This is a genomic window from Albidovulum aestuarii (assembly GCF_029961185.1).
GTDB lineage: Bacteria > Pseudomonadota > Alphaproteobacteria > Rhodobacterales > Rhodobacteraceae > Albidovulum > Albidovulum aestuarii.
Genome location: NZ_JASBQQ010000001.1, coordinates 111,836 through 136,737, shown reverse-complemented (window position 1 = coordinate 136,737; position 24,902 = coordinate 111,836). Strand labels below are relative to the sequence as shown.

The following is a 24,902-nucleotide window of genomic DNA, read 5'->3' as shown; positions in this document are numbered from 1 at the left end:
CGCGCCCCTTTTGCAAGGATTGACGCGGTTTCGCAACTGCGGACATCCCCGGAGGCAAGGATCTGCGCAGTGTAACTGCTCCGCATTACCGACGGTACTGGCGAGACCGCGATGTGTCGCCGGGAGCCGTTGACGCCGCGCATCGGGCCGGGTAGCTGGGCGGCCATGGCACGCGCTCCGCTTCTTCAGCTCTCCGGTATCTCGCTGACTTTCGGTGGGAACCCCGTTTTCGACGGGCTCGACCTGACCGTTCAGCCGGGCGACCGGGTCGCTTTGGTCGGCCGCAACGGATCGGGGAAATCGACCCTGATGAAGGTGATGGCGGGGCTGGTGGAGGCCGATGCCGGGTCCCGCGTCGTGCCGCCGGGCGTGACCGTTGGGTATATGGAGCAGGAACCGGACCTTTCGGCCTTTGAAACGCTCGGCGACTTCGCCGCGTCGGGCCTGCCGGAGACCGAGGCTTACAAAGTCGACGTCGTCGCCGAAGGTCTGAAATTCGATCCGGCGACGAAGGTCTCAGCCGCCTCGGGCGGTGAACGGCGCCGTGCGGCGCTTGCCAAGCTGCTGGCCGAGGCGCCGGAGCTGATGCTGCTGGATGAGCCCACGAACCATCTCGACATTCAGGCCATCGGCTGGCTGGAAGCCGAGCTTAAGGAAACCCGCGCCGCCTATGTCATTATCAGCCATGACCGTGCCTTCCTGCGTGCACTGACGAAGGCCACGCTCTGGATCGACCGGGGCGAGGTGCGGCGCAGCGAGAGGGGCTTTGAGGCGTTCGAGGACTGGCGCGAGACGGTCTGGGCCGAGGAAGACCTTGCCCGCCACAAGCTGGAACGCCGGATCAAGTCCGAGGGACGCTGGGCGGTGGAGGGTATTTCGGCCCGGCGCAAGCGCAATCAGGGGCGGCTCAGGGCGCTTCAGGCGATGCGGGCCGAACGCGCGGCGATGATCCGGCGGCAGGGCACGGCCGATCTGGCTTTGGAGAGTGGCCAGACCTCGGGCAAGCTGGTGATCGAAGCGAAAGGAATTTCAAAGGTTTTCGGTGAAAAGGTGATCCTGAAGCTGTTTGATCTGAAGGTTTTGCGCGGCGATCGCGTCGCCTTTGTCGGCCCGAACGGCGTAGGCAAGACGACGCTTCTGAAGATGCTGACCGGCGAGGTCGCGCCGGACAGTGGCAGCGTTCACCATGGCACGAAGCTGGAAATGGCGGTGTTCGATCAGGCGCGAGCCACGCTCGATCTGAACATGACACTTTGGGACGGGCTGGTGAACGACCCCGATATGGCGGTCTCGGGCCGGTCGGATCAGGTCATGGTGCGCGGAACGCCGAAACATGTCGTCGCCTATCTGAAAGATTTCCTTTTCGACGAGGCGCAGGCGCGAGCACCTATCGGGTCGCTTTCCGGCGGCGAGCGCGCGCGGCTCCTGCTGGCGCGGATCATGGCGAAACCGTCGAACCTGCTTGTTCTGGACGAACCGACCAACGATCTGGATGTCGAGACGCTTGACCTCTTGCAGGACATCCTCGGCGACTATGATGGCACGGTCCTGCTGGTCAGCCATGACCGCGACTTCATCGACCGGGTGGCGACGACCACCATCGCGATGGAAGGCGAGGGGGGCGCCATTGCCTATGCGGGTGGCTGGACGGACTATCAGGCGCAGCGGGGAGAGGTCTCGACCGCGCCGAAGCCGCCCAAGATTGCGAAGCCCGTCGCGCCCGCCGCGACCAAGCCGCAGAAGGCATCGCAGGGTCTCACCTTCACCGAAAAGCACCGGCTGGATGCCTTACCCGGTATCATCGAGCGGCTGGAGGCAGAGATTGGCAAACTGTCGGATTTCCTGTCGGACCCGGACCTTTTCCACAAGTCGCCAGATAAGTTCCGCCGCGCATCGGAAGGGCTTTCCGAACGTCAGGCTGCCCTTGCCGCAGCCGAGGAGGAATGGCTGATGCTTGAGGAAAAAGCCGGATCGTAAGCCGCTTTGGCCCTTCGCTTGTTGCTTCCGACTATTCCTCAACTAAACTTGAGGTCAGGCGGATGATCGGAGGCGAAGTGGAGCGGGAACTGACGATAGGCGCATTGTCGCAAAGAACCGGGCTTTCGGTGTCGGCGATCCGGTTTTACGAGGAGCGCGGGCTGGTTCGGCCGGGCCGCAATGCCGGGGGGCAGAGACGGTTTGCCCGTTCAGACATAAGGCGGCTTTCCTTCGTGATGATCGCCCAGCAGCTTGGCTACACGATCGCCGAGATTGCCACGCGACTGGCGGAACTGCCCGAGGGACGCGCGCCAAACGTGCGCGACTGGGAGAGGTTGGCGAGCAGGTTTCGGACAGAGCTCGATGCGCGGATTGCCCTCATGCAGGATTTCCGCGACCGGCTGGACGGATGCATCGGTTGCGGTTGTCTCTCGCTTGAACGCTGCACTCTCTATAACCCCGACGACGAGGCCGGGCTCAAAGGCGCCGGTCCCCGTTACCTGATGGGCGAACGGCCACGCGGTTGATTGCCTATATTTGGTGCTGGCCTGACCACTAGTCGGGTTGAAAGCCGCCGATGAGTTGCCGGAGCCCGAACAGCCCCCCCACGGCGATTGCCGCCAGTGTTACAGGGGCGGAGATGGCGAGGGTCGCCATCGCGGTCACACCTTGGCCAACTGAGCATCCGAGCGCCAGGGTGCCGCCGATTCCCATCAGCGCCGCGCCCGAGACCTGACGGCCAAGTTCGCGTGGGTCCTCACAAGCCTCCCATCGGAAAAGTCCCCGGATTGTGGACCCCGCGAAAGCGCCGCCGAGGACGCCCGCGACCATGCCGACCGAAAAGCTGATGCCGCCCGCGGTCGAGGTCATGAAGAATATGATGGTACGGCCGAGGGGCGCGGTGAAAGACGGTCCTTCTACCCCGATCTCACCAAAGCTCTCGTGCCATAGCCAGGTTGTGCCGACAAAACACCAGACGACCGCCAGGCCCGCGGCCACCCCCCAGGCGATCATCGCCGGTTTTTGGCGAAGCGGCGCATGGACGAGGGCCCAAGACAACGCGGCCAGACCGACGACAAATGCGAAGATCAAGGGCGGCAGGCCGGTCCGGGCCGCCAGCCAATGCGCGATACCCTGCGTCGCCGTGGCATCGTTTTGCGGAAAGATCGCGGCCCGCAACGGGGCAAGGGGACCCGATAGGGTGACGAAGGCGAATATCCCGATCACCACGACAACGACAAGCGACCGCAAATCGCCGCCGCCAAACCGCACCAAAGCCCCGAAACCGCAATTCCCGGCCATCGCCATGCCGTATCCGAAAACCAGCCCACCAAGGATCGAAGCAAAGGGGGTCCAGCCGATTGTGTGATAGAAGGTCTCGGTCGGCGCGGCGAGACCCGCCGCCTCGGCCAGAAAGGTACCGATGATCGCCACGCCAAGGACGATTCCCCAAAGCCGTAGCCGCCGCTGGTCGGCGCCGTAAGCCGCGCTTTCCAGCGCGCCAAGCGTGCAGAAATCGCCAAGCCGTGCCGCAAGGCCGAGAATCGCGCCCGCGCTGAGGCCGACAAGGGCCGCCAGAACGCCCGGTGGTAACGTCTCCATTCCTGTCTCCTCCCCGAGACTTATTTCAAGGGTCCTGACAGAACAGGTCGTTCAGAAGCCCAAGTACGCGTTCCGTCCGCTGATCATTCAGCGAATAGTATATCACCTTTCCATCGCGCCGGGGACGGACGAGCCCCTCCAGCCTGAGCCGCGCCAATTGCTGGCTGACCGCAGCCTGACGCGAGGCCAGGAGCGTTTCAAGCTCTGTCACCGACTTTTCACCGTCGAGCAGATGGCAGAGTATGGTCAGCCGCCCCTCATGTGCGAGTGCCTTGAGGAAATTGGCGGCCGCGTCGGCGCGCGGACCTAGATCGTCCGCGAGCGTCGGCCCGCAGCCCATGTCACCGGCTTTCGGGCCGGTGAGCGGTTCCCGGTCAGAAGGCAAGGCCACCTGCTAAACCCGAACGCGGTGGACCCGAAGTCACATCGTCGGTCAACCAAACGGCATCACCGACAGGCGCGGCCATGCATGTCAGAATAACCAAAGGCTTCCTCATTCTGAGTCCTTCCGTTCGAACTGGCCCGTGTTCTCCATCATCTGCCCCAGTAGCCCCCAGAAGAAATCCTCGCCCGGATAGCCGTCGATACGGCCAACCTCACGGCCGTCTGCAATCAGGATAAAGGTCGGGGTGAAGACAGGTCGGGGACCAATCTCAACATCTGAAGGGTAGGGGCCGCGTAAATGCACGCGCTCCAACGGCGCTGTCTGCCCCTCTGGGGTTTTCGGATAGATCGGCGCGATGACCCGGTCCCATTCGGCACAATAGGCGCATCCGTCCTGCTCGACCATGAGCAGGCGCAGGTCCGCCATGGCCGGAGATGCGGCCAGCAGAGCGGCCAGAAACGGTATCAGGGCGATACGCATGGTTGACGCCTTCGGCTTTACATATAAAAATCGTAATATGTTTTTCTGTTACCGGCAAGGCGAGGGTTCCCGTGCTGATCGATCCGACATTCGGCGGTGCCCTGCTGGCTGGTATCCTCTCGTTCCTGTCGCCCTGTATCCTTCCGATGGTGCCATTCTACCTGTGCTACATGGCAGGCATTTCCATGGCCGAGCTGCGGTCGGATGCGACGATCGCACCCGGCGCGCAACGGCGACTGATTCTGTCGGCCATCGCCTTCGCTTTTGGCGTCACGACGATCTTCGTCCTTCTGGGTATGGGCGCAACCGCGCTTGGGCAGGTGTTCCGGGAATGGCTGAGGCCGCTGTCTTATGTTGCGGCTGGCATCCTGTTTCTCTTCGGTCTGCACTTCCTCGGTATCCTGCGCATACCGTTCTTTTACCGTGAGGCACGGATCGAGGCCAAAGTTGAGCCGTCAACCATGCTTGGCGCCTACGTAATGGGTCTCGCGTTTGGCTTTGGCTGGACGCCCTGTGTTGGACCCGCGCTGGCGGCGATTCTCATGGTGGCTTCGGGACTCGATACGATCTGGCGCGGCGCGGTGCTTCTGTTCGTCTATGGCGTGGGTATGACCGCGCCCTTCGTTCTGGCGGCGGTCTTTGCCAAGCCGTTCCTCGCCTGGATGAACCGTAGCCGCCGCTATCTTGGCCATGTCGAGAAGATCATGGGCGTCATGCTGATCGCCTTTGCCATCCTGATCGCCACCGGATCGGTCAACGCAATTGCCCAGTTCATGATCGAACATATGCCCTGGACGACGAAATTCATCTGAACATCTGAGGGAGGAAAACAAATGAACCGCTTGTTTGCCGCTGCATGTCTCGTCCTATCGCTCACCGTTCCGGTCAGGGCGGCAGAGGTGGCGCCCCTCGGCGATGACGGGCTGCACAAGCCGACCTGGCTGCGTGAAACATTCAAAGACATGCGTGAGGACCTTGCCGAGGCAAATGCCGAGGGCAAGCGCCTTATGATCATCGTGGAACAGCGCGGCTGTGCCTACTGCACCAAGATGTACGAAACGGTCTTTCCGGTCCCCGAGATCGATACACTCATCCGAGAGAATTATTTCGTCGTTCAGATGAACCTGTTTGGCGACGTCGAGTTCACAGACTTCGATGGCGACGTCCGGGCCGAAAAGGACATGGCGATGAAGTGGGGCGTCATGTTCACCCCGACGATGATCTTTCTTCCCGAAGAGGTTCCGGAAGGAAAGACAGTGTCCGAGGCGGCGGTGGTCATGATGCCCGGCGCATTCGAAAAAGGCACCACGAGCGCGCTGCTTACCTGGGTGAGGGATCACGGCTACGAGTCAGGTGAAAACTTCCAGAAATATGTCGCCGATCGCTGGAAGGAGAACTCATCTAACTAAGCGCAATCGTACGGAACCGGCTGGATCGGCATTTTCTCGAATTCATATATTCAAGCAAATGAATTTTATGTTGCATGCGACAGCATGCCTCAGGTAGTGTCCGACTCGGGAGAGAACAGGGAGGACTTTGATGAAGCGCCAGATACTCATAGGCATGGTCCTGCCGGTGATCGTCGGGACGGCCGCTATGGCCGAAACCGCACCGGTCGCGGTGGCCTACGAAGAAGGGGCAGTGGCCCAATCTCTGACGGGAATGCCGGGCAACCCGGACGAAGGCGCAAACGTCATGTCAAACCGCGGGTTGGGCAACTGCGTTGCCTGTCACGCCGTTTCGGCGATGCCGGATGTCGCGTTCCAGGGCAATGTTGGTCCGTCGCTGGACGGTGCCGGGGATCGCTGGGAAGAAGCCCAGCTTCGCGGCATCGTGTCGGACGCGAAGATGACCTTTGATGGCACGATCATGCCGTCGTTCTACAAGGTCGGCCCCTATATCCGGCAGGGCGATGCCTTTACCGGAAAGGCCTTTGAAGGCGAATTGCCGCCGCTTCTGACGGCCCAGCAGATCGAAGATGTGGTGGCCTACCTGATGACGCTCAAGGAATGAGCGGGCAGGTCGGACACAGAGGATAAGGAGCAACCAATGACGATAACAAGACGAGACGCGCTCGCGATCGGCTTCGGCGGCCTGGCTGCCGCAACGCTGCCGATGCCTGCGTTCGCCGCGACGGTCGAGGAACTGATTGCAGAGTTCTCCGGCGGCGCAGAGATCGGTTCGGGCGGCCTCACGCTGACCGCGCCGGAGATCGCCGAGAACGGCAATACAGTGCCTATCGGCGTCGATGCGCCGGGGGCCGTGTCCATCATGATCCTAGCCACCGGCAACCCGACGCCACCGGTCGCAACCTTCAACTTCGGTCCGGCTGCCGGATCTCAGGCCGCCTCGACCCGCATCCGTCTGGCCAAGACGCAGGATGTGGTCGCACTTGCCAAGATGGCGGATGGTTCGGTCGTGCAGGCAACGTCTACGGTCAAGGTCACCATCGGCGGCTGCGGCGGCTGAGGTCAGGGAGAGAACAAGATGGCAAAAGACGTAAAACCCCGCGTGAAGGTTCCGAGCTCTGCCGCTGCCGGTGAGGTGGTGACGATCAAGACCCTGATCAGCCACCCGATGGAAAGCGGCCAGCGCAAGGACAGCGACGGCAATCTGATACCGCGCTCGATCATCAATCGGTTTACCTGCGACTTCAACGGCCAGAACGTCGTTGACGTGACGCTCGAACCGGCGATTTCGACGAACCCCTATATTGAGTTTTCGGCCAAGGTTGATGCCACGGGCGAGTTCAAGTTCACCTGGTACGACGACGACGGCTCGGTCTACGAGGATACGAAGCCGATCGAAGTTGCCTGACGCGAACGGGATGAGGACAGGGCCGCTGCCGGTGTGATCGGCGGTGGATACTCAGGGAGGATAACGCATGAACATGAGACTACTCGCCGGCGGCTGCGCCCTTGCGGCTCTGACGCTCACGGGGCTCTCCGCAACCGCCGATCCCGCAGATGACACGCTTGTCGTCAATGGCGAGATCAACATGATTACTCATACCGAAAAAGCGCCTGACTACATCGAGGGCCTGTCGGAGCAGTACTCGGGCTGGCATTTCCGCGAGGATGATACGCGCGTGATGCAGGCTGACGATTTCGACAACCCCGGTATGCTGGGTGTCGAGGCAGCCATGGGCGTTTGGGATACGGCCGACGGCACGGAGGGCAAGGCGTGCGCGTCCTGTCACGAAGGCGCGGAGAGCATGGCGGGCGTTCGCGCGGTCATGCCGAAGTTCAACGAAGAAAAGGGCGAGATGTACACGATGGAGATGTACATCAACCAGTGCCGGACGGAGCGCATGGGCGCCGAAGCCTGGGACTGGGACAGCGCCGACATGGTCAATATGACAGCGCTCATCTCTTCCGTTTCGCGCGGTATGCCCATGAATGTCGCCATCGACGGACCTGCCGCCCCGTACTGGGAACAAGGCAAGGAGATGTACTACACCCGCTATGGCCAGCTTGAGTTGTCCTGCTCCAACTGTCACGAGGACAACTACGGCAACTACATCCGCGCCGACCACCTGAGCCAGGGCCAGATCAACGGCTTCCCGGTCTACCGGCTGAAGGACGCTAAGCTTTCGTCGATCCACAACCGCTTCAAGGGCTGCATCCGTGACACGCGCGCGGAGACGTTCAAGCCGGGGTCGCCCGAGTTCATCGCGCTGGAGCTGTACGTCGCTTCGCGTGGCAACGGACTGTCGGTCGAAGGGCCGTCGGTACGTAACTAGTGGCAGGGCCGGGCGGTTCGCCGCCCGGTCTATTCGTTAGTCCATTTTCACTACGGCAAAGGCCGGACGTGCGTTTCGCGCGAGCGGTCGTGTATTGCCGAACGACAAGGAACGACAGGCGATGATTTCCCGGCGGGATTTTCTACAGGCAACGGTCGCGGCCTCAGCGCTCTGGGGCGCGTCGGGCGTGGGCAACTGGGGGCGGCTGGCCGCGCAACAGGCGCTGACGCAGGACAAGCTTCTGGAGTTTGAGGATTACGGCAACGTGACTCTCATCCACATCACCGACATCCATGCTCAGATGAAGCCGATCTGGTTCCGCGAGCCTGAGATCAACCTTGGCGTGGGCGAGGTTAACGGCTTGCCGCCGCATGTCACCGGAGCCGATTTCCTGAAGCTTTTCAATATCGAAACCGGCTCTCCTCACGCCTATGCGCTGACCTACCCGGATTTCGAGGGGCTGGCCAAGGGCTATGGAAGGATGGGCGGGCTCGACCGCTGCGCGACCGTGATCAAGGCAATCCGCGCGGCGCGGCCCGATGCGCTGCTCCTCGATGGCGGCGACACTTGGCAGGGGTCGCTGACGGCAGAGCGCACGAAGGGCCAGGATATGGTCAATGTAATGAACGCGCTGAAGCCCGATGCGATGACCTCGCATTGGGAGTTCACGCTGGGCATCGACCGGGTGACCGAGATTGTCGAGGGCCTCGACTTCCCATTCCTTGGCGCGAATATCTTTGATGCCGAATGGGACGAACCGGCCTATGAGCCCTACAAGATGTTCGAGGTTGGCGGCGCGCAGGTCGCGGTTATCGGACAGGCTTTCCCCTACCTTCCCATCGCCAACCCGAAATGGATGTTCCCGAACCTCTCCTTCGGCGTGCGCGAGGAGCGCATGGCCGAGGTCGTGCAGGAGGTTCGCGACGCGGGTGCCGATCTGGTCGTCGTCCTCAGCCACAACGGCTTCGACGTTGACCGCAAGATGGCCGGCAATGTCGAGGGGATTGACGTGATCCTGACCGGCCACACCCATGATGCACTGCCCGAACCGGTGATGGTCGGCCAGACGCTAATGATCGCCTCCGGTTCCAACGGCAAGTTCATCAGCCGCGTCGATCTCGATGTCCAGAACGGCCAGATGCTGGGCTTCCGCCACAAGCTGATCCCGATCTTCTCGGACGTGATCGAGCCGGATGCCGAGGTGGCTGGCCTGATCGATGCGGAGCGCGAACCGTTCAAGGCGGAACTGGAAGAGGTGCTGGGCACGACGGACTCGCTCCTCTACCGGCGCGGTAACTTCAACGGTACCTGGGACGACCTGATCTGCAACGCGTTGATTGACGAACATCAGGCCGATATCGCGCTCTCACCCGGTTTCCGCTGGGGGCCGTCGCTTCTGCCAGGCGACAGCATCACCCGCGAGGATCTGCACAACGCAACCGCCATGTCCTACCCGGCCGCCTATCGCAGCGAGATGACGGGTGGGACCCTGCACACGATCCTTGAGGATGTGGCAGACAACCTCTTTAATCCCGACCCCTATTACCAGCAGGGCGGCGATATGGTCCGCGTGGGGGGCATGGGCTACCACATCGACGTGTCAAAGCCGCAAGGCTCTCGCATCACCAACATGACGATGCTGAAGACCGGCGAGGCGGTTGATCCGGCCAAGACCTATGTCGTCGCAGGCTGGGCCAGCGTCAACGAGGGCACCGAGGGTCCGGCGATCTGGGACCTCGTCGAGGGCTGGATCAAGAAACAGGGGACCGTGACGGTTGACCCCAATACCTCGGTTCAGGTGACCGGGGCATGAGATACGTGGCCACCACCACGGGTTTTGGATCGCACCTGCCGGGCGGGGACCGGCAGGTGCGGTCCCGGACGGAAATGACCATGCAGCATAAGACGACAGGAGGTTTCAATGGCTGAGACCGAAAAGAAAGGCCCGAGCCGCCGGGCTGTGCTGGGCGCAGGTCTTGCGACCGGTGCACTGGCAGCGGGAATGGGGCGGGCGCAGGAAGCCGATCCGCTGATCACGGAAGTGCAGGACTGGGCGTCCTCCTTCGGGGACCCGGTGGATGCGGCGCCTTACGGTACGCCGATCCGGTTCGAGAGCCATGTTGTGCGGCGCAATGTCGAATGGTTGACCGAAAGCCCGGTTTCCTCGATCAACTTCACGCCGATCCACGCGCTGGAAGGCACGATCACCCCGCAGGGCTGCGCCTTTGAGCGGCACCATTCGGGCGCGATCGAACTCAGCAAGGGCGATTACCGGCTGATGATCTCGGGTCTTGTCGAGACGCCGATGGTCTTCACCTACGAAGACCTGATGCGTTTCCCCCGCACTGTCACGACGGCATTCTGCGAATGCGCGGCGAATGGCGGCATGGAATGGGGCGGCGCGCAGTTGGAGGGCTGCCAGTTCACGCAAGGCATGATCCACAACATGGAATATACCGGCGTACCCCTGCGCCTGTTGCTTGAAGAAGCCGGTGTAAAGCCTGAAGGTAAATGGATTTATGCCGAGGGCGCGGATGCGTCCTCCAATGGCCGATCCATGCCGCTGGAAAAGGCTCTGGACGATGTGCTTGTCGCTTTCTTCGCCAATGGTGAGGCGTTGAGAAAGGAACATGGCTATCCGGTGCGCCTCGTTGTGCCGGGCTTCGAGGGCAATATGTGGGTCAAGTGGCTGCGCCGGATCGGGGTCTACGATCAGGCCGTCGAAAGCCGCGAGGAAACTTCGAAATACACCGACCTGATGGCCGATGGATCAGCCCGGAAATGGACCTGGGTGATGGATGCGAAGTCGGTCATCACCTCGCCCTCGCCGCAGGCGCCGATCCGCCACGGCAAGGGGCCGCTGGTCATCACCGGGTTGGCATGGTCGGGTCACGGCAAGATCGACCGCGTCGATGTGTCGATTGACGGTGGCAAGAACTGGCAGACCGCGCGGCTATCGGGCGACGTGAAGCCGAAGGCGCTGACGCGTTTCCATCTGGATATCGACTGGGACGGGTCGGAGCTGCTGCTGCAGTCCCGCGCCATGGATGAAACCGGCTATGTCCAGCCGACAAAGGACCAGCTTCGCGAAATCCGGGGCCTGAACAACGTCTATCACAACAATTCCATCCAGACTTGGTGGGTCCGCGCCGACGGGGAGGTCGAGAATGTCGAAATCGCTTAAGCTCCTCGCCTGCACCGTCGCGCTCACGGCCGCGACCCCGGTCCTGGCCGAAAAGATCGGCCTCGGCCGCCCGGCGCTGCCGGAGGAAGTTGCGGCATGGGACGTCGCGGTCCTACCCGACGGCACCGGCCTGCCGGAAGGCTCGGGCGATGTCTTCACCGGCGATGAGGTCTTTGCCGAGAAATGCGCCTCCTGCCACGGCGACTTTGCCGAGGGGATCGACAACTGGCCGGTTCTGGCAGGCGGGCAGAACAGCCTCACCAACCGCCGCCCGGTCAAGACGGTTGGCTCCTACTGGCCCTATCTCTCGACCGTATGGGATTACATCCACCGCTCGATGCCCTTTGGCGCGGCCCAAACCGTCACGCCGGATGAGGCCTATGCCATCACGGCGTTCATTCTCTATTCCAACGGGCTGGTTGAAGACGACTTTGTCCTGTCGAAGGAGAATTTCAGCGAGATCAGGCTGCCGAATGAGGGCGGTTTCCGGCCCGACGACAGGGCAGAGGCGGAATACCCGCTCTTCATGGGTGAACCCTGCATGGCGGATTGCGCGGGCGACCTGAAGGTCACGAAACGCGCCGTCGATCTGAACGTCACGCCCGAGGACCCGGACGGCAAGCCCGCCGGAACCCTGCCGCCCCTGACACTCGCGGCAGCGGGTGACGTTGCGGCCCCGGCCGAGGAACCTGCGGCCGAGGCTGCCGAGGAGGCGCCTGCCGTGGAAACCGCCGCCGCCGATCCGGCGCTGGTTGAGGCGGGCGAGAAAGTCTTCAAGAAGTGCAAGGCGTGCCACAAGGTCGGTGACGGGGCCAAGAATGCTACCGGCCCGATACTGAACGGCATTGTCGGAAAGGCCGCCGGCGCCGTGGACGGGTTCAAATACTCCAAACCGATGCAGGCAGCGGCCGAGGGCGGGCTGGTCTGGAGCCATGAGGCTCTGGCCGAATTCCTCGCCAACCCGAAGGGCTACATGAAGGGTACCAAGATGTCCTTTGCGGGTCTGAAAAAGGCTGAAGAAATCGACGCCGTGATCGCGTATCTCGGCACGTTCGGCGGATAGTGATGGCGGGGCGGGGGGACATTCACCTCGCCCTCGGCCTCGCGCTTCTGGTGGCGTGGGGCGGTTCCCAGGTGTCTGCGTCCGAGATCGGCGATGCCGGGAAGGGTGCAGAGATTTGGGGCGAGTGTTCCGGTTGCCACCAGATCGGACCCGAAGCGAAGGATGCGATCGGGCCAAAGCTGAACGGTATCTTCGGGCGAAAGGCGGCGAGTATCGAGGCGTTCCCCTATTCCCGCAGTTTGGAGCGTGCCGGGCGCGACGGGCTGATCTGGACGCTGGAAACGCTGGATGCCTATATCGAAAACCCGCGCACCTTCGCATCTGGCACGCGGATGTCCTATCGTGGGCTGAAGGATGCGGGCAAACGCGCCGACCTTCTGGCTTTCCTGCGCGACTTTTCTGACAAGCCCCGGGACATTCCCGAGGCTGAGCCAACCGCGCGCCGCACCCTGCCAGAACTGCCGCCGGAAGTATTGGCGCTTAAGGGCGATCCGGAATTCGGTGAATACCTCGCAAGCGAATGCCAGACCTGCCATCAGGCGAGTGGCGCGGATGAGGGTATCCCCGCGATCACACTCTGGCCAGAAGAAGATTTTGTATTAGCTATGCATGCTTACAAGCAAAAGTTAAGACCACACCCCGTCATGCAGATGATGGCCGGTCGTTTGACGGAGGAGGAGATCGCGGCGCTCGCCGCCTATTTCGGAACTTTGGAGGAATAAAGGGAGGAAGAAGACATGATTTTGAACAGACGCGGATTCATCGGAACGCTTGCGGCCTCGGGGGCGGTGCTCGCGGCGCCGGCCGTGCTTGGCCAGACCAAACCGCGCGTCGTTGTCATCGGTGGCGGCGCTGGCGGGGCGACCTGCGCGCGCTACATCGCCAAGGATAGCGACGGCGCCATCGACGTAACGCTCGTCGAACCGGCCGAGGTCTATTACACCTGCTTCTTCTCCAACCTTTATATCGGCGGCTTCCGCGATTTCGAAAGTCTCGCGCACCGCTATGATAAGCTGACCGGCGACTACGGCATCACCCATGCCCGCGATATGGCCGCAGGCGTCGACCGCAACGCGATGACGGTCACGCTGGCAGGGGGCGAGACATTGTCCTACGACCGGCTGGTGATCGCCCCGGGTATCGACTTCGTCGACGGCTCGGTTCCCGGCTGGGATCTTTCGAAGGCCGAGATCATGCCCCATGCCTACAAGGCCGGACCCCAGACGCAGCTGCTGAAAGCGCAGGTGGAGGCGATGCCGGAAGGCGGCACCTTCTGCATGATCGCACCGCCCAATCCCTACCGCTGCCCGCCCGGTCCCTACGAGCGGATCAGCATGGTCGCCCATGTTCTGAAAGAGCGTAACCCGACCGCCAAGATCCTGCTGGTCGACCCGAAGGAGAAGTTCTCAAAACAGGGGCTCTTCGAAGAGGGTTGGCAGAAGCATTATTCGGGCATGATCGAGCGGATCGGGCCGGATTTCGGTGCGACGAATGTTGAGGTGCGGCCCGACACGATGGAAGTCGTGATCGACGGCGAGGTCGAGAAGGTCGATGTGTGCAACGTCATCCCGGCGCAAAGGGCGGGGGAAATTGCAGCGGCCGCGGGCGTGACCGACGACAAGGGTTGGGCCCCCGTGAACCCGCATTCGATGGCGACGCATGCCGATCCCAATGTCTATGTGATGGGCGACGCCTCGGCGCAGGGGGATATGCCGAAGTCGGGCTTCTCGGCCAACAGCCAGGCCAAGGTCGCGGCGATGAACATCCGCTCGGAACTCACGGGATCGAAGGCCTTCCCGGCCAAGTATTCCAACACCTGCTGGTCGTTGATCGAGACCGACGACGGGGTCAAGGTCGGCGCCTCGTATGAGGCGACGGATGAAAAGATCGCTTCCGTCGATAGTTTTGTCAGCCAGACGGGTGAGGATGCCGACCTGCGCAAGGCGACCTATGAGGAAAGTCTCGGCTGGTATGCGGGGATCACCGCCGACATCTTTGGCTAACTTGACGACAACCGGCGGTGGCCCCTCTGATGGGGCCCCGCATCCCACCTCGAAAGGCATTCAATGCTCACCCGACGCACCCTTCTGACTGCCGCAGCCGCCGCGCCATTTGCCCCGCTCCGGGTCTGGGCCGCGAATACGCTGAGCATCGGCGACATCCGGATCGACACACTGTCGGACGGCAACCTCATGCTGCCGGGCAACTTCCTGTTCGGCGACATGCCGCAGGACGAGCTGAAGGTGATCCTCGGCAGGTACGGCGTTCCGGCCGATCAGGTCACGCCGCCCTGCAACGTCACGCTTCTTCGCGACGGCACCAACACCGTGCTGTTCGACGTCGGGGCAGGGCCGGATTTTCAGGCTTCTGCCGGCAAGCTTTCCGAGGCGATGGAGGCGATGGACCTGACGCCGGATGAGGTGACGCATGTGCTTTTCACCCACGCCCATCCCGACCATATCTGGGGGCTTCTCGACGAGTTTGACGAACCGGTCTTTGCCAATGCCGAATACATGATCGGAGAGGCTGAGTTCGCCTACTGGACCGATCCCGACACGGTATCGACCATCGGAGAGGCCCGGACGACCTTCGCGGTCGGCGCGGCACGGCGGCTTGGCGCCATCGCCGACAGTGTGCGGCTTTTGGTGGACGGGGAGGAACCGCTGTCCGGTATCGCCGCGCGGCTGACACCCGGCCATACGCCGGGGCACATGGCGTTCGAGATTGCGGGTCAGACGCCCGTGATGGTGCTTGGCGACTGCATCGCCAACCATCACGTCGCGTTCGAACGGCCGGACTGGCTGTCGGGCTCCGATCAGGATACAGCGCTGGCCGCCGAGACGCGTGTCGCACTTCTAGACCGGCTTGCGGCAGACGGCTTCATCATCTCAGGGTATCATCTGCCGGGGGGCGGTATCGGCCGGGCCGAGAAGACCGATACCGGTTACCGGTTTACGGAAGAGGTCTGACCGCGGCGCGGCAAGGCCGCCGTCGTGCGACGGAGCATGTTAGCAAAGGAGGGTCCATCATGACGAAATTCGGATTTGCGGCGATTGTGGCCTTGGGTCTTGGATCAGGTGCCACGCTGGCGCAGGACGCCACCACCTATCCCTTCGACGGGACGTTCGATGACGCGGCTTTCGCGGTCGAGAATGCCATCGTGGGGCAGGGGCTGGTGATCGACTACCGAAGCCACGTGGGCGAGATGCTGAACCGTACCGGTGCTGATGTCGGCAGCGACGTGAAAATCTTCGACGCGGCGGACGTGTTCCTGTTTTGCTCGGCGGTCGTGTCGCGCAAGGTAATGGAGGCCGATCCGATGAACATTGCGCACTGCCCTTACGGGATATTCGTCACCGACAAGGCGGGCGAGGTTCAGATAGGTTACCGCAATCTGCCGGATGGCCCGATGGAGGAGGTCGAGGCGCTTCTCGATTCCATCGCGCGGGAAGCTGCGGGAAGCTAGCCCGGCAGCGGCGCGTCGAGAAGCATAACGATCAGCGGATGCGCCAGCCCGGCCATGCCGATGGACAGTCCCATCGGAAACTTGTTGCTGCCGGAAATCGCCTTCCAATCATGGCCGGCAACGGTCGGTACCCGCCGCAGTCCGAGTACGAGTGCAATACCCAACAGGAGCGCCGTCGAAAAAACATAGCCGAAGATCGTCAGGGTCGTGAACGGGATGAACAACATCAGCGCGGACAGGAACTTTACGTCGCCGCCGCCCCATAGTCTGAAGCAGTATCCGGCGAATCCGATCCCGAAGACCGAAGCGGCGACCAGAACGCGAAGCCAAAGGTCAGCGGGTTGAAAGATTACCGCGACCGAAACAAAAAAGCCGATCGCCAGAAGGCTGAACCAGTTCGGGATTCGCATGTAACGCATATCGAACCAGACAACCGCCATGAGAAGCGGCGAAAGAATAAACAATGGTAACAGACTCATCTCGCCCCTCCTTCACGCACAGCTTCTGTCTGGAAGATCGTCACCGGGCGCGGTGGCCAGCAGTCTGAACACCAGTTCCGCAAGGTTCGAGGTTTCGGTCTTAGCGTAAATGCTGCGCAGGTGGGAGCGAACAGTGGATTCCGAGACCGCAAGCTCCTCGGCAACTCCGAGGACCGACCTGCCGCGGCTGAGCAAAAGGCAGACACGGAACTCCGCACGGCTGAGACGCGCCGGATTGGCGATGCCGAGGACCGCTCCGGTGACTGGCCCATTGTGCCCGGCATCGCGGGGAGTGCGGGGATTGGTCACGGTGCGGGCAACAAGACCGACCTGCCGGCTGGCCCAGGTGCGCGCCATGGTTGGCATTACCGCGGCAAAGGCAGCATGAACCGGGCTCGGCACCGGATTGGTAAAGTGCAACTCAATATGATCGCGGATCGGAGGACCGCCGGTCAGGACCAGCGTCGCAAATTCGGTCAGTCCGCGCCGACACTGCCAGTTCACCAGTGCTGGATCCGGAGTGTTGTCGCCATCGTCTTCATGCGTCGAGGCGAGCCAGATCGAGGCAGGGCGCGGCCGGGCAAGCGGACGGCCGAAGAAACCGTCAGCAAAAGAGGACGTCAAAGGCGCGCTTGTGCTTGCGCTACGCCGGTCCCATGCGGCAATCCGCATCGGCCGGAAATCAGTCAGATTGGTTCGGACAAGTAGTCCCGCCTCTGCACCGAAGCCTGCTGCGAGATGCGCAAACGCGTCTTCCAGACCCACTCCGCCGTGAAGTGCGTCGCACCATTCAGCCATTGCTTCAATAATACCGGTTTCAAACGAACCGGGCGCAGTCGTCGCGATCTTGCCGCTTTGTACCAAATTACTCGTCATCTTCCCTCCAGAAGACGTCACTAATTCCTCGCCGACGGATAGAAATCCGTGCTGCTGGAAAGAGCAGAATAAAATTTTCCGATGTCGGGAAATTTGCCCCCGCATCCCTTCTCTACCAGTAAGTTTTCATGGGTATCGGAATTGAGTCAACTTTTTGAATCCACCCCCCTCCAAATAACCGAAGAATACAACTTCCGGGTGATGAAGGGGGTGATTTGGAGGTAGAGATTCGCGCACAACAGCATCATTGTTGCTTTTAGTGCTAATTGACGAGTCGTTCTTTTAAAATGAATATTAACTCAGCATTAATAAGTCGTTCATGCAGCGTTAATATTGCTACTTTGAGAATACTTCAATGAAACGGAGAATGGTCGGCCCCAGAACAAGGATGAGAAGTGCGGGCAGCATTAGGGATGCCATAACGCCGGACATTTTGACAGGCAACTTGTTAGCCTGCTCTTGAGCGCGGAGTTCGCGGTTGCGGCGCATCTCACTGGCATAGGTGATCAGAGTCTCCGAGATGGAACTGCCGAACTGCATGGACTGCAGGACAACGCTGGCGAATGCCTGAACTTCCTCGACGCCGGTGCGGGCGGCCATGTCATAAAGTGCGGCCTCGCGGCTGCGCCCGGCCTGGATCTCCCGCTGGGCCGTCAGAAACTCCTCTGAAATAGCCGGGGCAGCGGCCGACAATTCGTTCCCGACACGCACCATGGCTGCGTCGAATCCCAATCCGGCCTCGACCGAGATCTGAATAAGGTCGAGCGCGTTGGGAAAGCTTTCGTCGATTGCGCGACGGCGTTCTTCCGCACGCGAGCGCATCCAGTAGGCCGGGCCAAAGAAACCAAGTGCTACCAAAAGGGCCAGAACCTGCATGATCCGGGTCTGACTCATACCGCCGAATTTCGCATCTATTCCTATCGGCAGAATCGCAAGGCCGGTTTGTGCGGACCAGACCATTGCCAGAAAGGCTGCTGGTAGAATGAAGCCCAAAAACAAGCGCATGAGATAAAAATTGCGCACGGAATGAGCCGAGTTGAATCCCGCGAGCGCGAGTTGCCGCTGGATCTCGCTGCGTTCGTGCCGGTCCACGGGGATCAGCGACTTCATCAGTCCCTTCGGATCGGAACTGGTTTGCCGCAGAATGCCCATATCTGCCGAGGCACCGCGCTTCCTGCGTTGATCCTCCATACGCTTCAGAACAGGATCTTTGCCCGCCAATGTCCCAGACAAGCCGAAGACGATGAGCATCGCGCCAAACCCGACACCAAGGACGACGAGCGTCTGCGGCGAGATATTCGCCCCGGCCAACATTTCCTGGAGGGAGTTCAGCATTTCCGTTTCCTCAGATTCTGAAGTTCACAAGGCGTTGCATGACAACGAAATTGGCAATGACAAGTCCGACCACGACGATGGCCATCGGGCGGAACATCGGATTGTCCATAACGCCGATGTAGTAGTCGGGAGACGTCGCCGACATCGCGCCGAAAATCAGGAAAGGCAGGAAGGACAAGAAATAGGAGGTCAGACGCCCTTCGGCGGAAATCGCCTTGATCCGCTTGCGCATGGACATCCTGTCGCGAATGACCTTTGACAGCGTGCTAAGAACGTCGGCGAGGTTGCCACCTGTTCCGTGCTGTATCGCCACGCTGACCGCCAGATAACGTGCATCCTCCAGCTCGGTCCGCTCGGCAAAATCCATGACCGCGTCGACGAGATCGTCGCCAAAGCTGACCTGGTCGACCATTACGCCGAACTCCGTCGCAATCGGATCTCTCATGTCTTTCGCCACCGCCGCAATTGTGGTGTTGAGCGGATGACCCACGCGCAGGCCGCGCGACATCAGATCAAGCGCGTCGGGAAGTTGACGGACAAGTGTGTCCATCCGCTTGTTGCGAAGAAACCGAAGCCAGGTGATCGGGGCAAGAATGCTGACAATCAACCCGACCAGCGCAGCGGATGACGCGCTGATCATGGTCGATGCCGCCAGTGTAATCACCGCAAATGCACCGATCATGACCATGAGGAAGACGGACGGTGTCGCCGTCAATCCCGCACGACGCAGGTCCGAAGGGATTGTTCCAATGAACGGCACATGCTTGAGGCTCCATTCGTCGGCCGTGGGTTTCAGCAGCCGCAACATTTCTTCGGTCGTCGCGCCCGCCGCGATCATCTTCATGCGGCGGTTGCGGGTTTCGGATAGGGTCTCGCTACGGGTGAGGATCTGATAGATACCCGAGAAGGCAAGCAGCACCCCGACAAAGACGCCGACATAAGCCAGTGAAGAGGTGTCGAAAGTCGGAAGCCAGGTCATGCTCTTGCCCCGTCATTGACGAACAGGTCGCCACGTAGGTCGACGCCGGCCTGGCGCAGCTGGTCGTAGCATTTCGGCCGGATACCGGTCGAAATGAACTCGCCGAGGACCCTGCCGTCTTCGTCCAGACCATGACGACGGAAGACAAAGATGTCCTGCATCATGATCTTATCGCCCTCCATACCGGTGATCTCAGATACGGAGATCACACGGCGGCTGCCGTCGCTGAGTCGGTTGAGCTGAACGACGACGTTCAGGCCGGACGCGATCTGGGCGCGAAGGGCCGAGACCGGGAAGTCGAGGCCGATCATCGTCACCATCTGCTCGATCCGGCCGAGTGCATCGCGGGCCGTGTTGGCGTGAACCGTGGTCATCGATCCTTCGTGGCCGGTGTTCATGGCCTGCAGCATGTCAAAGGTTTCCGCGCCGCGTACCTCTCCGACGATTATGCGGTCCGGCCGCATGCGCAGCGCGTTCCGAACCAGATCGCGCTGGGTAACGATACCAGAGCCCTGCGGATTGGCCGGGCGGGTTTCCAGCCGGACCACATGGTCCTGCTGAAGTTGCAGTTCGGCGGCATCCTCGATCGTGACGATGCGCTCGCGCCCGCTGATAAAAGACGACATGGCGTTCAGCATCGTCGTCTTGCCCGAACCGGTACCGCCCGAAATCAGCACATTAAGTTTGGCTGCAACCAGCGCCTGAAGCAGGCTGGCCGCCGCCTCGTTCAGCGTGCCTATTTCGACCATGCGGTCCAGTGTCAGCGGCACCCGGGCGAATTTACGGATCGACAGCGACGGTCCGTCGATGGCGCAGGGCCGGATGATCGCATTGACACGGCTGCCATCGGCAAGACGGGCATCGACCCATGGGTTGGATTCGTCGACCCGGCGACCGATGCGGCTGACGATCTTGTCGATGATCCGCAGCAGGTGCCGTTCGTCGCGGAACCGAACCTTCGTCTTCTCCAGCACCCCGGCGCGTTCCACGAACACGCTGCGGTGCGAGTTGACGAGGATATCATTGACCGTGGGATCCGCCAGAAGCGGTTCCAGCGGTCCGAATCCGAGAACCTCGTCCAGAAGCTCGTCGACGAGCAGCTTGAATTCGTCTGACCGCATCGGGCGGCCTTCCTCGCTCAGGATCTGCGACACGAGGGTCGCTACCTCGCGGCGCAGCTCTTCGGGCTGGACGCGGTCGATGACGGCAAGGTTGAGCCGGTCGAGCAGGATGTCATGAAGATGGCTCTTCAGTTCGAGGCGGGCGGTAAGCTCCAGATCCTGCTCGGTCGGCTCGGGCAAGACTTGTGCCGTGCGTGCAGGTTGGCGCGCCAGTTCGACAACATTGGAGGATTTGTCGCGGCTTGAGCGGGTAAATTGTTTGAACACGACTGAGACTCCTATTTCGCCGCCTGCTGCGTCGCAAGTTGACGGCCGGAAAGGGTTGCACGGGCGAGGCGGGACATCGCCTTGCCGAGAGGTGAGCGGGGGGCGGCAACCGAAAGCGGCTTTCCGCGATCGGCAGCGCCACAGGCTGCACGCGGATCATGCGGCAGCCAGTGCTCGAGCTTGCGGTCGAGTACCTTCGCGGCTTCCCGGTGCAGACGCGTCTGCATCAGAGGTTTGTGTTGATGGTTAACCACCACCTGGACCGGCAGTGACAGGTTGTCTTGCGTAAAGAAGTCGATCAGTCGGCGGCAATGACGGACAGAGGACACCGACATGTCCGTGACGACCATCATTTCATCCGCGCGCTGAACGATGGGTTCGATCCAGCCCACGAGCGCACGGGGCATGTCCACGACGACAAAGTCATAGCTTTCCCGCAACGTATCGATGATCGCCGCAACCTGATCGGACCGAAGCGAGTCGAGCGGTGCGAATGATGACGGCGCGGCCAGAACTGACAGTCCGCTCGGCAGGTCCACCATGGATTGGGTCAGGAAGGTGGCGTCGGGGACCTTTCCATCCATCGCCAGCTGCAGCAGAGCATCTTGCTCGCCGAGGTCGAGGAACGACCCGATCGTCCCGAACTGGAGATCCAGATCCACCAGCGCGACCTTGGGTTTCGTACCACGCGAAAACCGTCCCTTGCCGAGGCAAAGTTGATCGGCAAGGTTCACCGCCACGGTGGTGGAGCCAACGCCTCCGCGGGCCTGCGCGACCGCGATCAGGCACCCCTGATGGACAGCGCCCCCGCTATGCCTCGCGGCTTTCTTGCGGCTGAGCCGCAGCATCTGGGCGTCAATCTCGCCGTCGCCCTTCGGCAGCGGCAGAACCTCGTCAACGCCGGCATTGGACAGCGCACGCGCCTTCGACAAAGAGATATCGCCATCGGCGAGGGCCACAAGGGTCGTTTCGTTGCTCCGGTTCGAGACCAGGGTCTGGATCGCTTCGATATCGGAACTGTCATCCGGGCTCGCCTGAAACATGATGACGTCATAATCGGCCATCGCGCGGATCGCCTTGCCGTTCATCTGGGCAAGCGTGGTATCCTTGGTATCAATGCGAAGGTCGTGTTCGCCGGAAAACGCATTGACGATGGCATCTGCCACTTCGCTTCCGGCAGCGATAACCAGCATTGATCGTTTCTGTTCGGTTGCCATCTTGTTGTCCTTCTCGGCGCTACTGCGCCGGTCTTTGGTTTATCCGTTATTGCCTGAAGCGAGATCTTCAGCGGGCATCGAAGTGCTCATCGGTGGGACGGTCACGGAGTTTGGCATGGTCGAGCCCGTGGCACCGGCAAGGGCGGCAAGTCCGCCAAGCGGGGTCACAAACTGGAAATTGAGGTTCTGCAGTTCGACCGTGACGACCGGAATATATGGCCCACCCAGAAAACCGAGATTGGAGTCGAATTCGTAGCGGATCAGAAGATTGCTCGGCGACGACCCGGCAGGCATCATGGGCTGGATTTTCGTCCAGATTTCGTTCGCTGTAGGATCGGTTGCATCGCCGGTACAGATCGCTGCAGCCGGAGTGGCGCAGACATTCGCTCCGGCCGAGCAGCTGGTGCCGAAGCGCGGCGGGATCGTTCCCTGCTGGACCGGACCGCGGAGGTTGGTCGCAGGTACGGCCACGCCACCGCAAAACTGGGCGGCTACAGGCGGGCGGACCGCTGCCATACGCACAGCCGTGTGCATCGCCTTGTTGGCCATCACATAGTCACCGCTCATGCGGCCGAAGTCGATCAGACCGAACAACAGCAGCAGGAAGACCGGGATGATTATGGCCAGCTCGACCAGCGTCACGCCGCTGTCATCCTCGCGAAAACGGTGCAGATATGCGGTCATGAATGATGTGAGGGACTGCGAAGTCATGTGCCGAACACCCTCGCAGAGTCGGTAACGTTCGTGGTTATTGACGCCACAGATCCACCGAACCATCCGAAGATCGTGCCGAAGGGAAAGTTGATCGTGACATTGGCTGTCACGCTCGCCACGCAAACCGGGCTGATCCTGTAGCTGCCGGTATGGGGTGTGGCGGAGGGCGTGACAGAGTTGACAACAACGGCGCTGTCGAAAACGGAGTTGTTGGTCGCCGTGTGACTTACGATCGTGGTCAGCTTGGCAGCATGCGCAGTGACCGCAGCGGAGGTGCAGGTGCCGGGCGGCACGACCCGCGACAGATAGCGGGTCGCGTCGCGCACACCGGCAATCGCACTCTGATACGAGATGAGCATCCGACCGCCCTCGACGATCAGCGAGAAGACCAGTAGCATCATCGGCAGCACCATGGCGAACTCGACCAGGGCTGCGCCGTCTTCTGACCGTGCGAAGAGGCGAAGGCGATCTTTATGTGTTTGGGATGCGCGCATCTTCATCAGGTCACCGGTAAAGCTGCACGACATCATGGATGACGCCCGAATTGCCGCCACTACTGCCCGAATGCGCCGAGCCGATAACCTCGACATACATATCCAGCGCCGCTGGCGAAGCGCCGTTGTCCTGAACCGGTTCAGTGATGAATACCTTGACGAACTGCTTCACTGGAACGCCGACAGTATTGCCGTTGATCGTCATGCCGCCGTTCAGGGGGTCGCAGTTTACACCGGCGATGATCATGACACGGCGTTCCGGGTCGGGGTATTGATTGGGTGAGCACATCCGTCGGCCGGTCTCCGATAGGGGAGGGCTGTTGAGGATCGACGAGGTCGAGAAGGGACCACCGGCAGCTGCGATTTCGGCCAGATAGTATTCATACCGGGTCGATGCCGTCAGGTGCGGATCATTGCCACCGTAGTTTTTCGCAACGTAACCGTTTACCGGATCCGTACGGCCACCCGACCAGTTGCCGTCGCCGTAAGGTGCGCATCCTGGGAAGCAATCGTCACGCGGCAGAGCAGCCGTGTCCCCGGTAGGGTCGGATCCGTTCCATTTGCAGGCACCGCCCTTGGCTTTAACACCCTTGATGACATTGGGCGCCGGAGCAAAAACGGGATCGATCATTTCCTTGTTGTGCATGGACTGCGGCCACATATCGAAACGCATGTTGAGCGAGACGTTGGTGATGCCGACTTTCTGACCGGGCTCAGTATCGACACCCCGTTGCGCCACGCATTGCGTGATCGAGCCGGCGGCGGCGAGAACACAGGCGAGCTTTTGCGGACCGGAGGGCACGCTGGCGCAGTTACCATTGGCATCGATCACCTGTGTTGGGTCCAGGAAGCCGAAGTTCCCGGGCCCCCAGGCCGCGCCCTGACCGCCCGAACGCAGGCGGATCATGTCGCCGACCCGAGCGGGGTCCGAGGCGTCGAAGGTCGGATCGGGGATGCAGAACATCATCGGTGCGATGTCGCAGGCATATTGGGTGAAACCTGCGACGGCTGACGCGCTGGTCGACGGAGTAACGGTCGTTCCGCCGAGAAGCGTCGAAAGCAGCGAACCGAAGGGGAAATCCACGGTCTTCGGATTGACCGTAACCTGTACGTAAACCGCGTCTTCCGGTTGCGGAGGAGACGGGTTTGGCGATGGCAGTGCCGTCGCATCATTGCCCGGAAGGGTAGCGTAGAAGTCGAGCGTATAATCTGCCGAACCACCCAGAGTCTGGCCGCCATTGCCATAGGTCTGGGTGTCCGTGATCAGATTCGCAGCCGCCGCCGTGGCACGCGTGATAGCATCGTTTTGTCCATCGAGTTCGCCAGCGGCAGCCAGCGCTACATGGTCGGCAAAGGATTGCAGTTCGGATTGCGTCGTCGCCAGCCGGCCGACATCGAGTGACAAAGCCACGAAGCCCAGTACAACCACGAGCGCCATCGCCCAGAAGACGAGGATTGTACCGTCTTCTTTTTGTGCGAACTGTCTGATTTTTGTACTGAACGTCATGACCAGAGTGCTCC

27 protein-coding genes are annotated in these 24,902 nt (G+C 61.3%); 15 read left to right on the top strand and 12 right to left on the bottom strand.

Going from position 1 to position 24,902, the window contains the following annotated elements; translation table 11 throughout:
- Positions 1-165 precede the first annotated feature (165 nt).
- Positions 166-1,977, top strand: coding sequence for an ABC-F family ATP-binding cassette domain-containing protein (locus QKW60_RS00650; protein WP_282365676.1), 1,812 nt, complete (start codon positions 166-168; stop codon positions 1,975-1,977).
- 62 nt (positions 1,978-2,039) lie between these two features.
- Complete coding sequence (soxR, locus tag QKW60_RS00645) at positions 2,040-2,504, top strand: redox-sensitive transcriptional activator SoxR (RefSeq protein WP_282365675.1); 465 nt, start codon at positions 2,040-2,042, stop codon at positions 2,502-2,504.
- 28 nt (positions 2,505-2,532) lie between these two features.
- Here soxR and QKW60_RS00640 read toward each other — a convergent pair whose 3' ends face one another.
- The 3 genes from QKW60_RS00640 to QKW60_RS00630 form a co-directional block, all read right to left on the bottom strand.
- Positions 2,533-3,579: a YeeE/YedE family protein gene (locus QKW60_RS00640; RefSeq protein ID WP_282365674.1), complete on the bottom strand. Its 1,047-nt coding sequence runs from the start codon at positions 3,577-3,579 to the stop codon at positions 2,533-2,535.
- A gap of 25 nt (positions 3,580-3,604) precedes the next feature.
- Complete coding sequence (locus QKW60_RS00635) at positions 3,605-3,919, bottom strand: ArsR/SmtB family transcription factor (RefSeq protein ID WP_282366837.1); 315 nt, start codon at positions 3,917-3,919, stop codon at positions 3,605-3,607.
- A 153-nt stretch (positions 3,920-4,072) separates the two neighbouring features.
- Positions 4,073-4,444: a hypothetical protein gene (locus QKW60_RS00630; protein WP_282365673.1), complete on the bottom strand. Its 372-nt coding sequence runs from the start codon at positions 4,442-4,444 to the stop codon at positions 4,073-4,075.
- Positions 4,445-4,518: 74 nt separating this feature from the next.
- Between QKW60_RS00630 and QKW60_RS00625 the strand changes: the two genes are divergently transcribed.
- The 13 genes from QKW60_RS00625 to QKW60_RS00565 all read left to right on the top strand — a co-directional run bounded on the left by QKW60_RS00625 (position 4,519) and on the right by QKW60_RS00565 (position 15,899).
- Complete coding sequence (locus QKW60_RS00625; RefSeq protein ID WP_282366836.1) at positions 4,519-5,256, top strand: cytochrome c biogenesis CcdA family protein; 738 nt, start codon at positions 4,519-4,521, stop codon at positions 5,254-5,256.
- Positions 5,257-5,277: 21 nt separating this feature from the next.
- Entirely contained in the window at positions 5,278-5,853 is a 576-nt protein-coding gene (locus QKW60_RS00620; RefSeq protein WP_282365671.1) for a thioredoxin family protein, read from the top strand.
- 130 nt (positions 5,854-5,983) lie between these two features.
- A complete protein-coding gene (gene soxX / locus QKW60_RS00615; protein ID WP_282365669.1) occupies positions 5,984-6,457 on the top strand; it encodes a sulfur oxidation c-type cytochrome SoxX in 474 nt (157 codons plus the stop codon).
- Positions 6,458-6,493: 36 nt separating this feature from the next.
- Complete coding sequence (gene soxY / locus QKW60_RS00610) at positions 6,494-6,913, top strand: thiosulfate oxidation carrier protein SoxY (protein WP_282365667.1); 420 nt, start codon at positions 6,494-6,496, stop codon at positions 6,911-6,913.
- Positions 6,914-6,931: 18 nt separating this feature from the next.
- Positions 6,932-7,261, top strand: a complete 330-nt coding sequence (gene soxZ / locus QKW60_RS00605; RefSeq protein WP_263738089.1) for a thiosulfate oxidation carrier complex protein SoxZ — start codon at positions 6,932-6,934, stop codon at positions 7,259-7,261.
- A gap of 67 nt (positions 7,262-7,328) precedes the next feature.
- On the top strand, positions 7,329-8,186 hold the full coding sequence (soxA, locus tag QKW60_RS00600) for a sulfur oxidation c-type cytochrome SoxA (RefSeq protein ID WP_282365663.1): 858 nt from the start codon (positions 7,329-7,331) through the stop codon (positions 8,184-8,186).
- Positions 8,187-8,307: 121 nt separating this feature from the next.
- Positions 8,308-9,999 carry a thiosulfohydrolase SoxB gene (gene soxB, locus QKW60_RS00595; RefSeq protein WP_282365661.1) on the top strand — a complete coding sequence of 564 codons (1,692 nt, stop codon included), beginning with the start codon at positions 8,308-8,310 and terminating at the stop codon, positions 9,997-9,999.
- Positions 10,000-10,107: 108 nt separating this feature from the next.
- The gene (gene soxC, locus QKW60_RS00590) at positions 10,108-11,370 is read left to right on the top strand and encodes a sulfite dehydrogenase (RefSeq protein ID WP_282365659.1); all 1,263 of its coding nucleotides are present in this window, start codon (positions 10,108-10,110) and stop codon (positions 11,368-11,370) included.
- Entirely contained in the window at positions 11,354-12,433 is a 1,080-nt protein-coding gene (locus QKW60_RS00585; RefSeq protein ID WP_282365658.1) for a c-type cytochrome, read from the top strand. The genes soxC and QKW60_RS00585 overlap by 17 nt, the downstream gene beginning before the upstream one ends.
- Before the next feature lie 2 nt (positions 12,434-12,435).
- Entirely contained in the window at positions 12,436-13,155 is a 720-nt protein-coding gene (locus QKW60_RS00580; RefSeq protein WP_282365656.1) for a c-type cytochrome, read from the top strand.
- Positions 13,156-13,170: 15 nt separating this feature from the next.
- Positions 13,171-14,436 carry an NAD(P)/FAD-dependent oxidoreductase gene (locus tag QKW60_RS00575; protein ID WP_282365654.1) on the top strand — a complete coding sequence of 422 codons (1,266 nt, stop codon included), beginning with the start codon at positions 13,171-13,173 and terminating at the stop codon, positions 14,434-14,436.
- A 63-nt stretch (positions 14,437-14,499) separates the two neighbouring features.
- A complete protein-coding gene (locus tag QKW60_RS00570) occupies positions 14,500-15,402 on the top strand; it encodes an MBL fold metallo-hydrolase (protein WP_282365652.1) in 903 nt (300 codons plus the stop codon).
- Positions 15,403-15,461: 59 nt separating this feature from the next.
- Positions 15,462-15,899: a DUF302 domain-containing protein gene (locus tag QKW60_RS00565; RefSeq protein WP_282365650.1), complete on the top strand. Its 438-nt coding sequence runs from the start codon at positions 15,462-15,464 to the stop codon at positions 15,897-15,899.
- Here the strand turns inward: QKW60_RS00565 and QKW60_RS00560 are convergent.
- From QKW60_RS00560 to QKW60_RS00520, 9 genes are all read right to left on the bottom strand, one after another.
- Complete coding sequence (locus QKW60_RS00560; protein ID WP_282365648.1) at positions 15,896-16,378, bottom strand: A24 family peptidase; 483 nt, start codon at positions 16,376-16,378, stop codon at positions 15,896-15,898. The genes QKW60_RS00565 and QKW60_RS00560 overlap by 4 nt on opposite strands.
- Positions 16,379-16,390: 12 nt before the next feature.
- Positions 16,391-17,254 (bottom strand): helix-turn-helix domain-containing protein, encoded by an 864-nt coding sequence (locus QKW60_RS00555; protein WP_282365646.1) that lies wholly within the window; start codon positions 17,252-17,254, stop codon positions 16,391-16,393.
- Between the two features lie 336 nt (positions 17,255-17,590).
- Positions 17,591-18,589, bottom strand: a complete 999-nt coding sequence (locus tag QKW60_RS00550) for a type II secretion system F family protein (protein ID WP_282365644.1) — start codon at positions 18,587-18,589, stop codon at positions 17,591-17,593.
- Positions 18,590-18,599: 10 nt separating this feature from the next.
- Positions 18,600-19,568, bottom strand: a complete 969-nt coding sequence (locus QKW60_RS00545) for a type II secretion system F family protein (protein ID WP_282365642.1) — start codon at positions 19,566-19,568, stop codon at positions 18,600-18,602.
- Positions 19,565-20,956, bottom strand: coding sequence for a TadA family conjugal transfer-associated ATPase (locus QKW60_RS00540; protein WP_282365640.1), 1,392 nt, complete (start codon positions 20,954-20,956; stop codon positions 19,565-19,567). The genes QKW60_RS00545 and QKW60_RS00540 overlap by 4 nt, the downstream gene beginning before the upstream one ends.
- Positions 20,957-20,967: 11 nt before the next feature.
- Positions 20,968-22,173 (bottom strand): CpaE/TadZ family protein, encoded by a 1,206-nt coding sequence (locus tag QKW60_RS00535; protein WP_282365638.1) that lies wholly within the window; start codon positions 22,171-22,173, stop codon positions 20,968-20,970.
- 39 nt (positions 22,174-22,212) lie between these two features.
- On the bottom strand, positions 22,213-22,884 hold the full coding sequence (locus tag QKW60_RS00530; protein ID WP_282365636.1) for a TadE/TadG family type IV pilus assembly protein: 672 nt from the start codon (positions 22,882-22,884) through the stop codon (positions 22,213-22,215).
- A complete protein-coding gene (locus tag QKW60_RS00525) occupies positions 22,881-23,387 on the bottom strand; it encodes a TadE/TadG family type IV pilus assembly protein (RefSeq protein WP_282365635.1) in 507 nt (168 codons plus the stop codon). The genes QKW60_RS00530 and QKW60_RS00525 overlap by 4 nt, the downstream gene beginning before the upstream one ends.
- Positions 23,388-23,391: 4 nt before the next feature.
- Complete coding sequence (locus QKW60_RS00520; RefSeq protein WP_282365634.1) at positions 23,392-24,888, bottom strand: TadE/TadG family type IV pilus assembly protein; 1,497 nt, start codon at positions 24,886-24,888, stop codon at positions 23,392-23,394.
- Between the last annotated feature and the right edge of the window lie 14 nt (positions 24,889-24,902).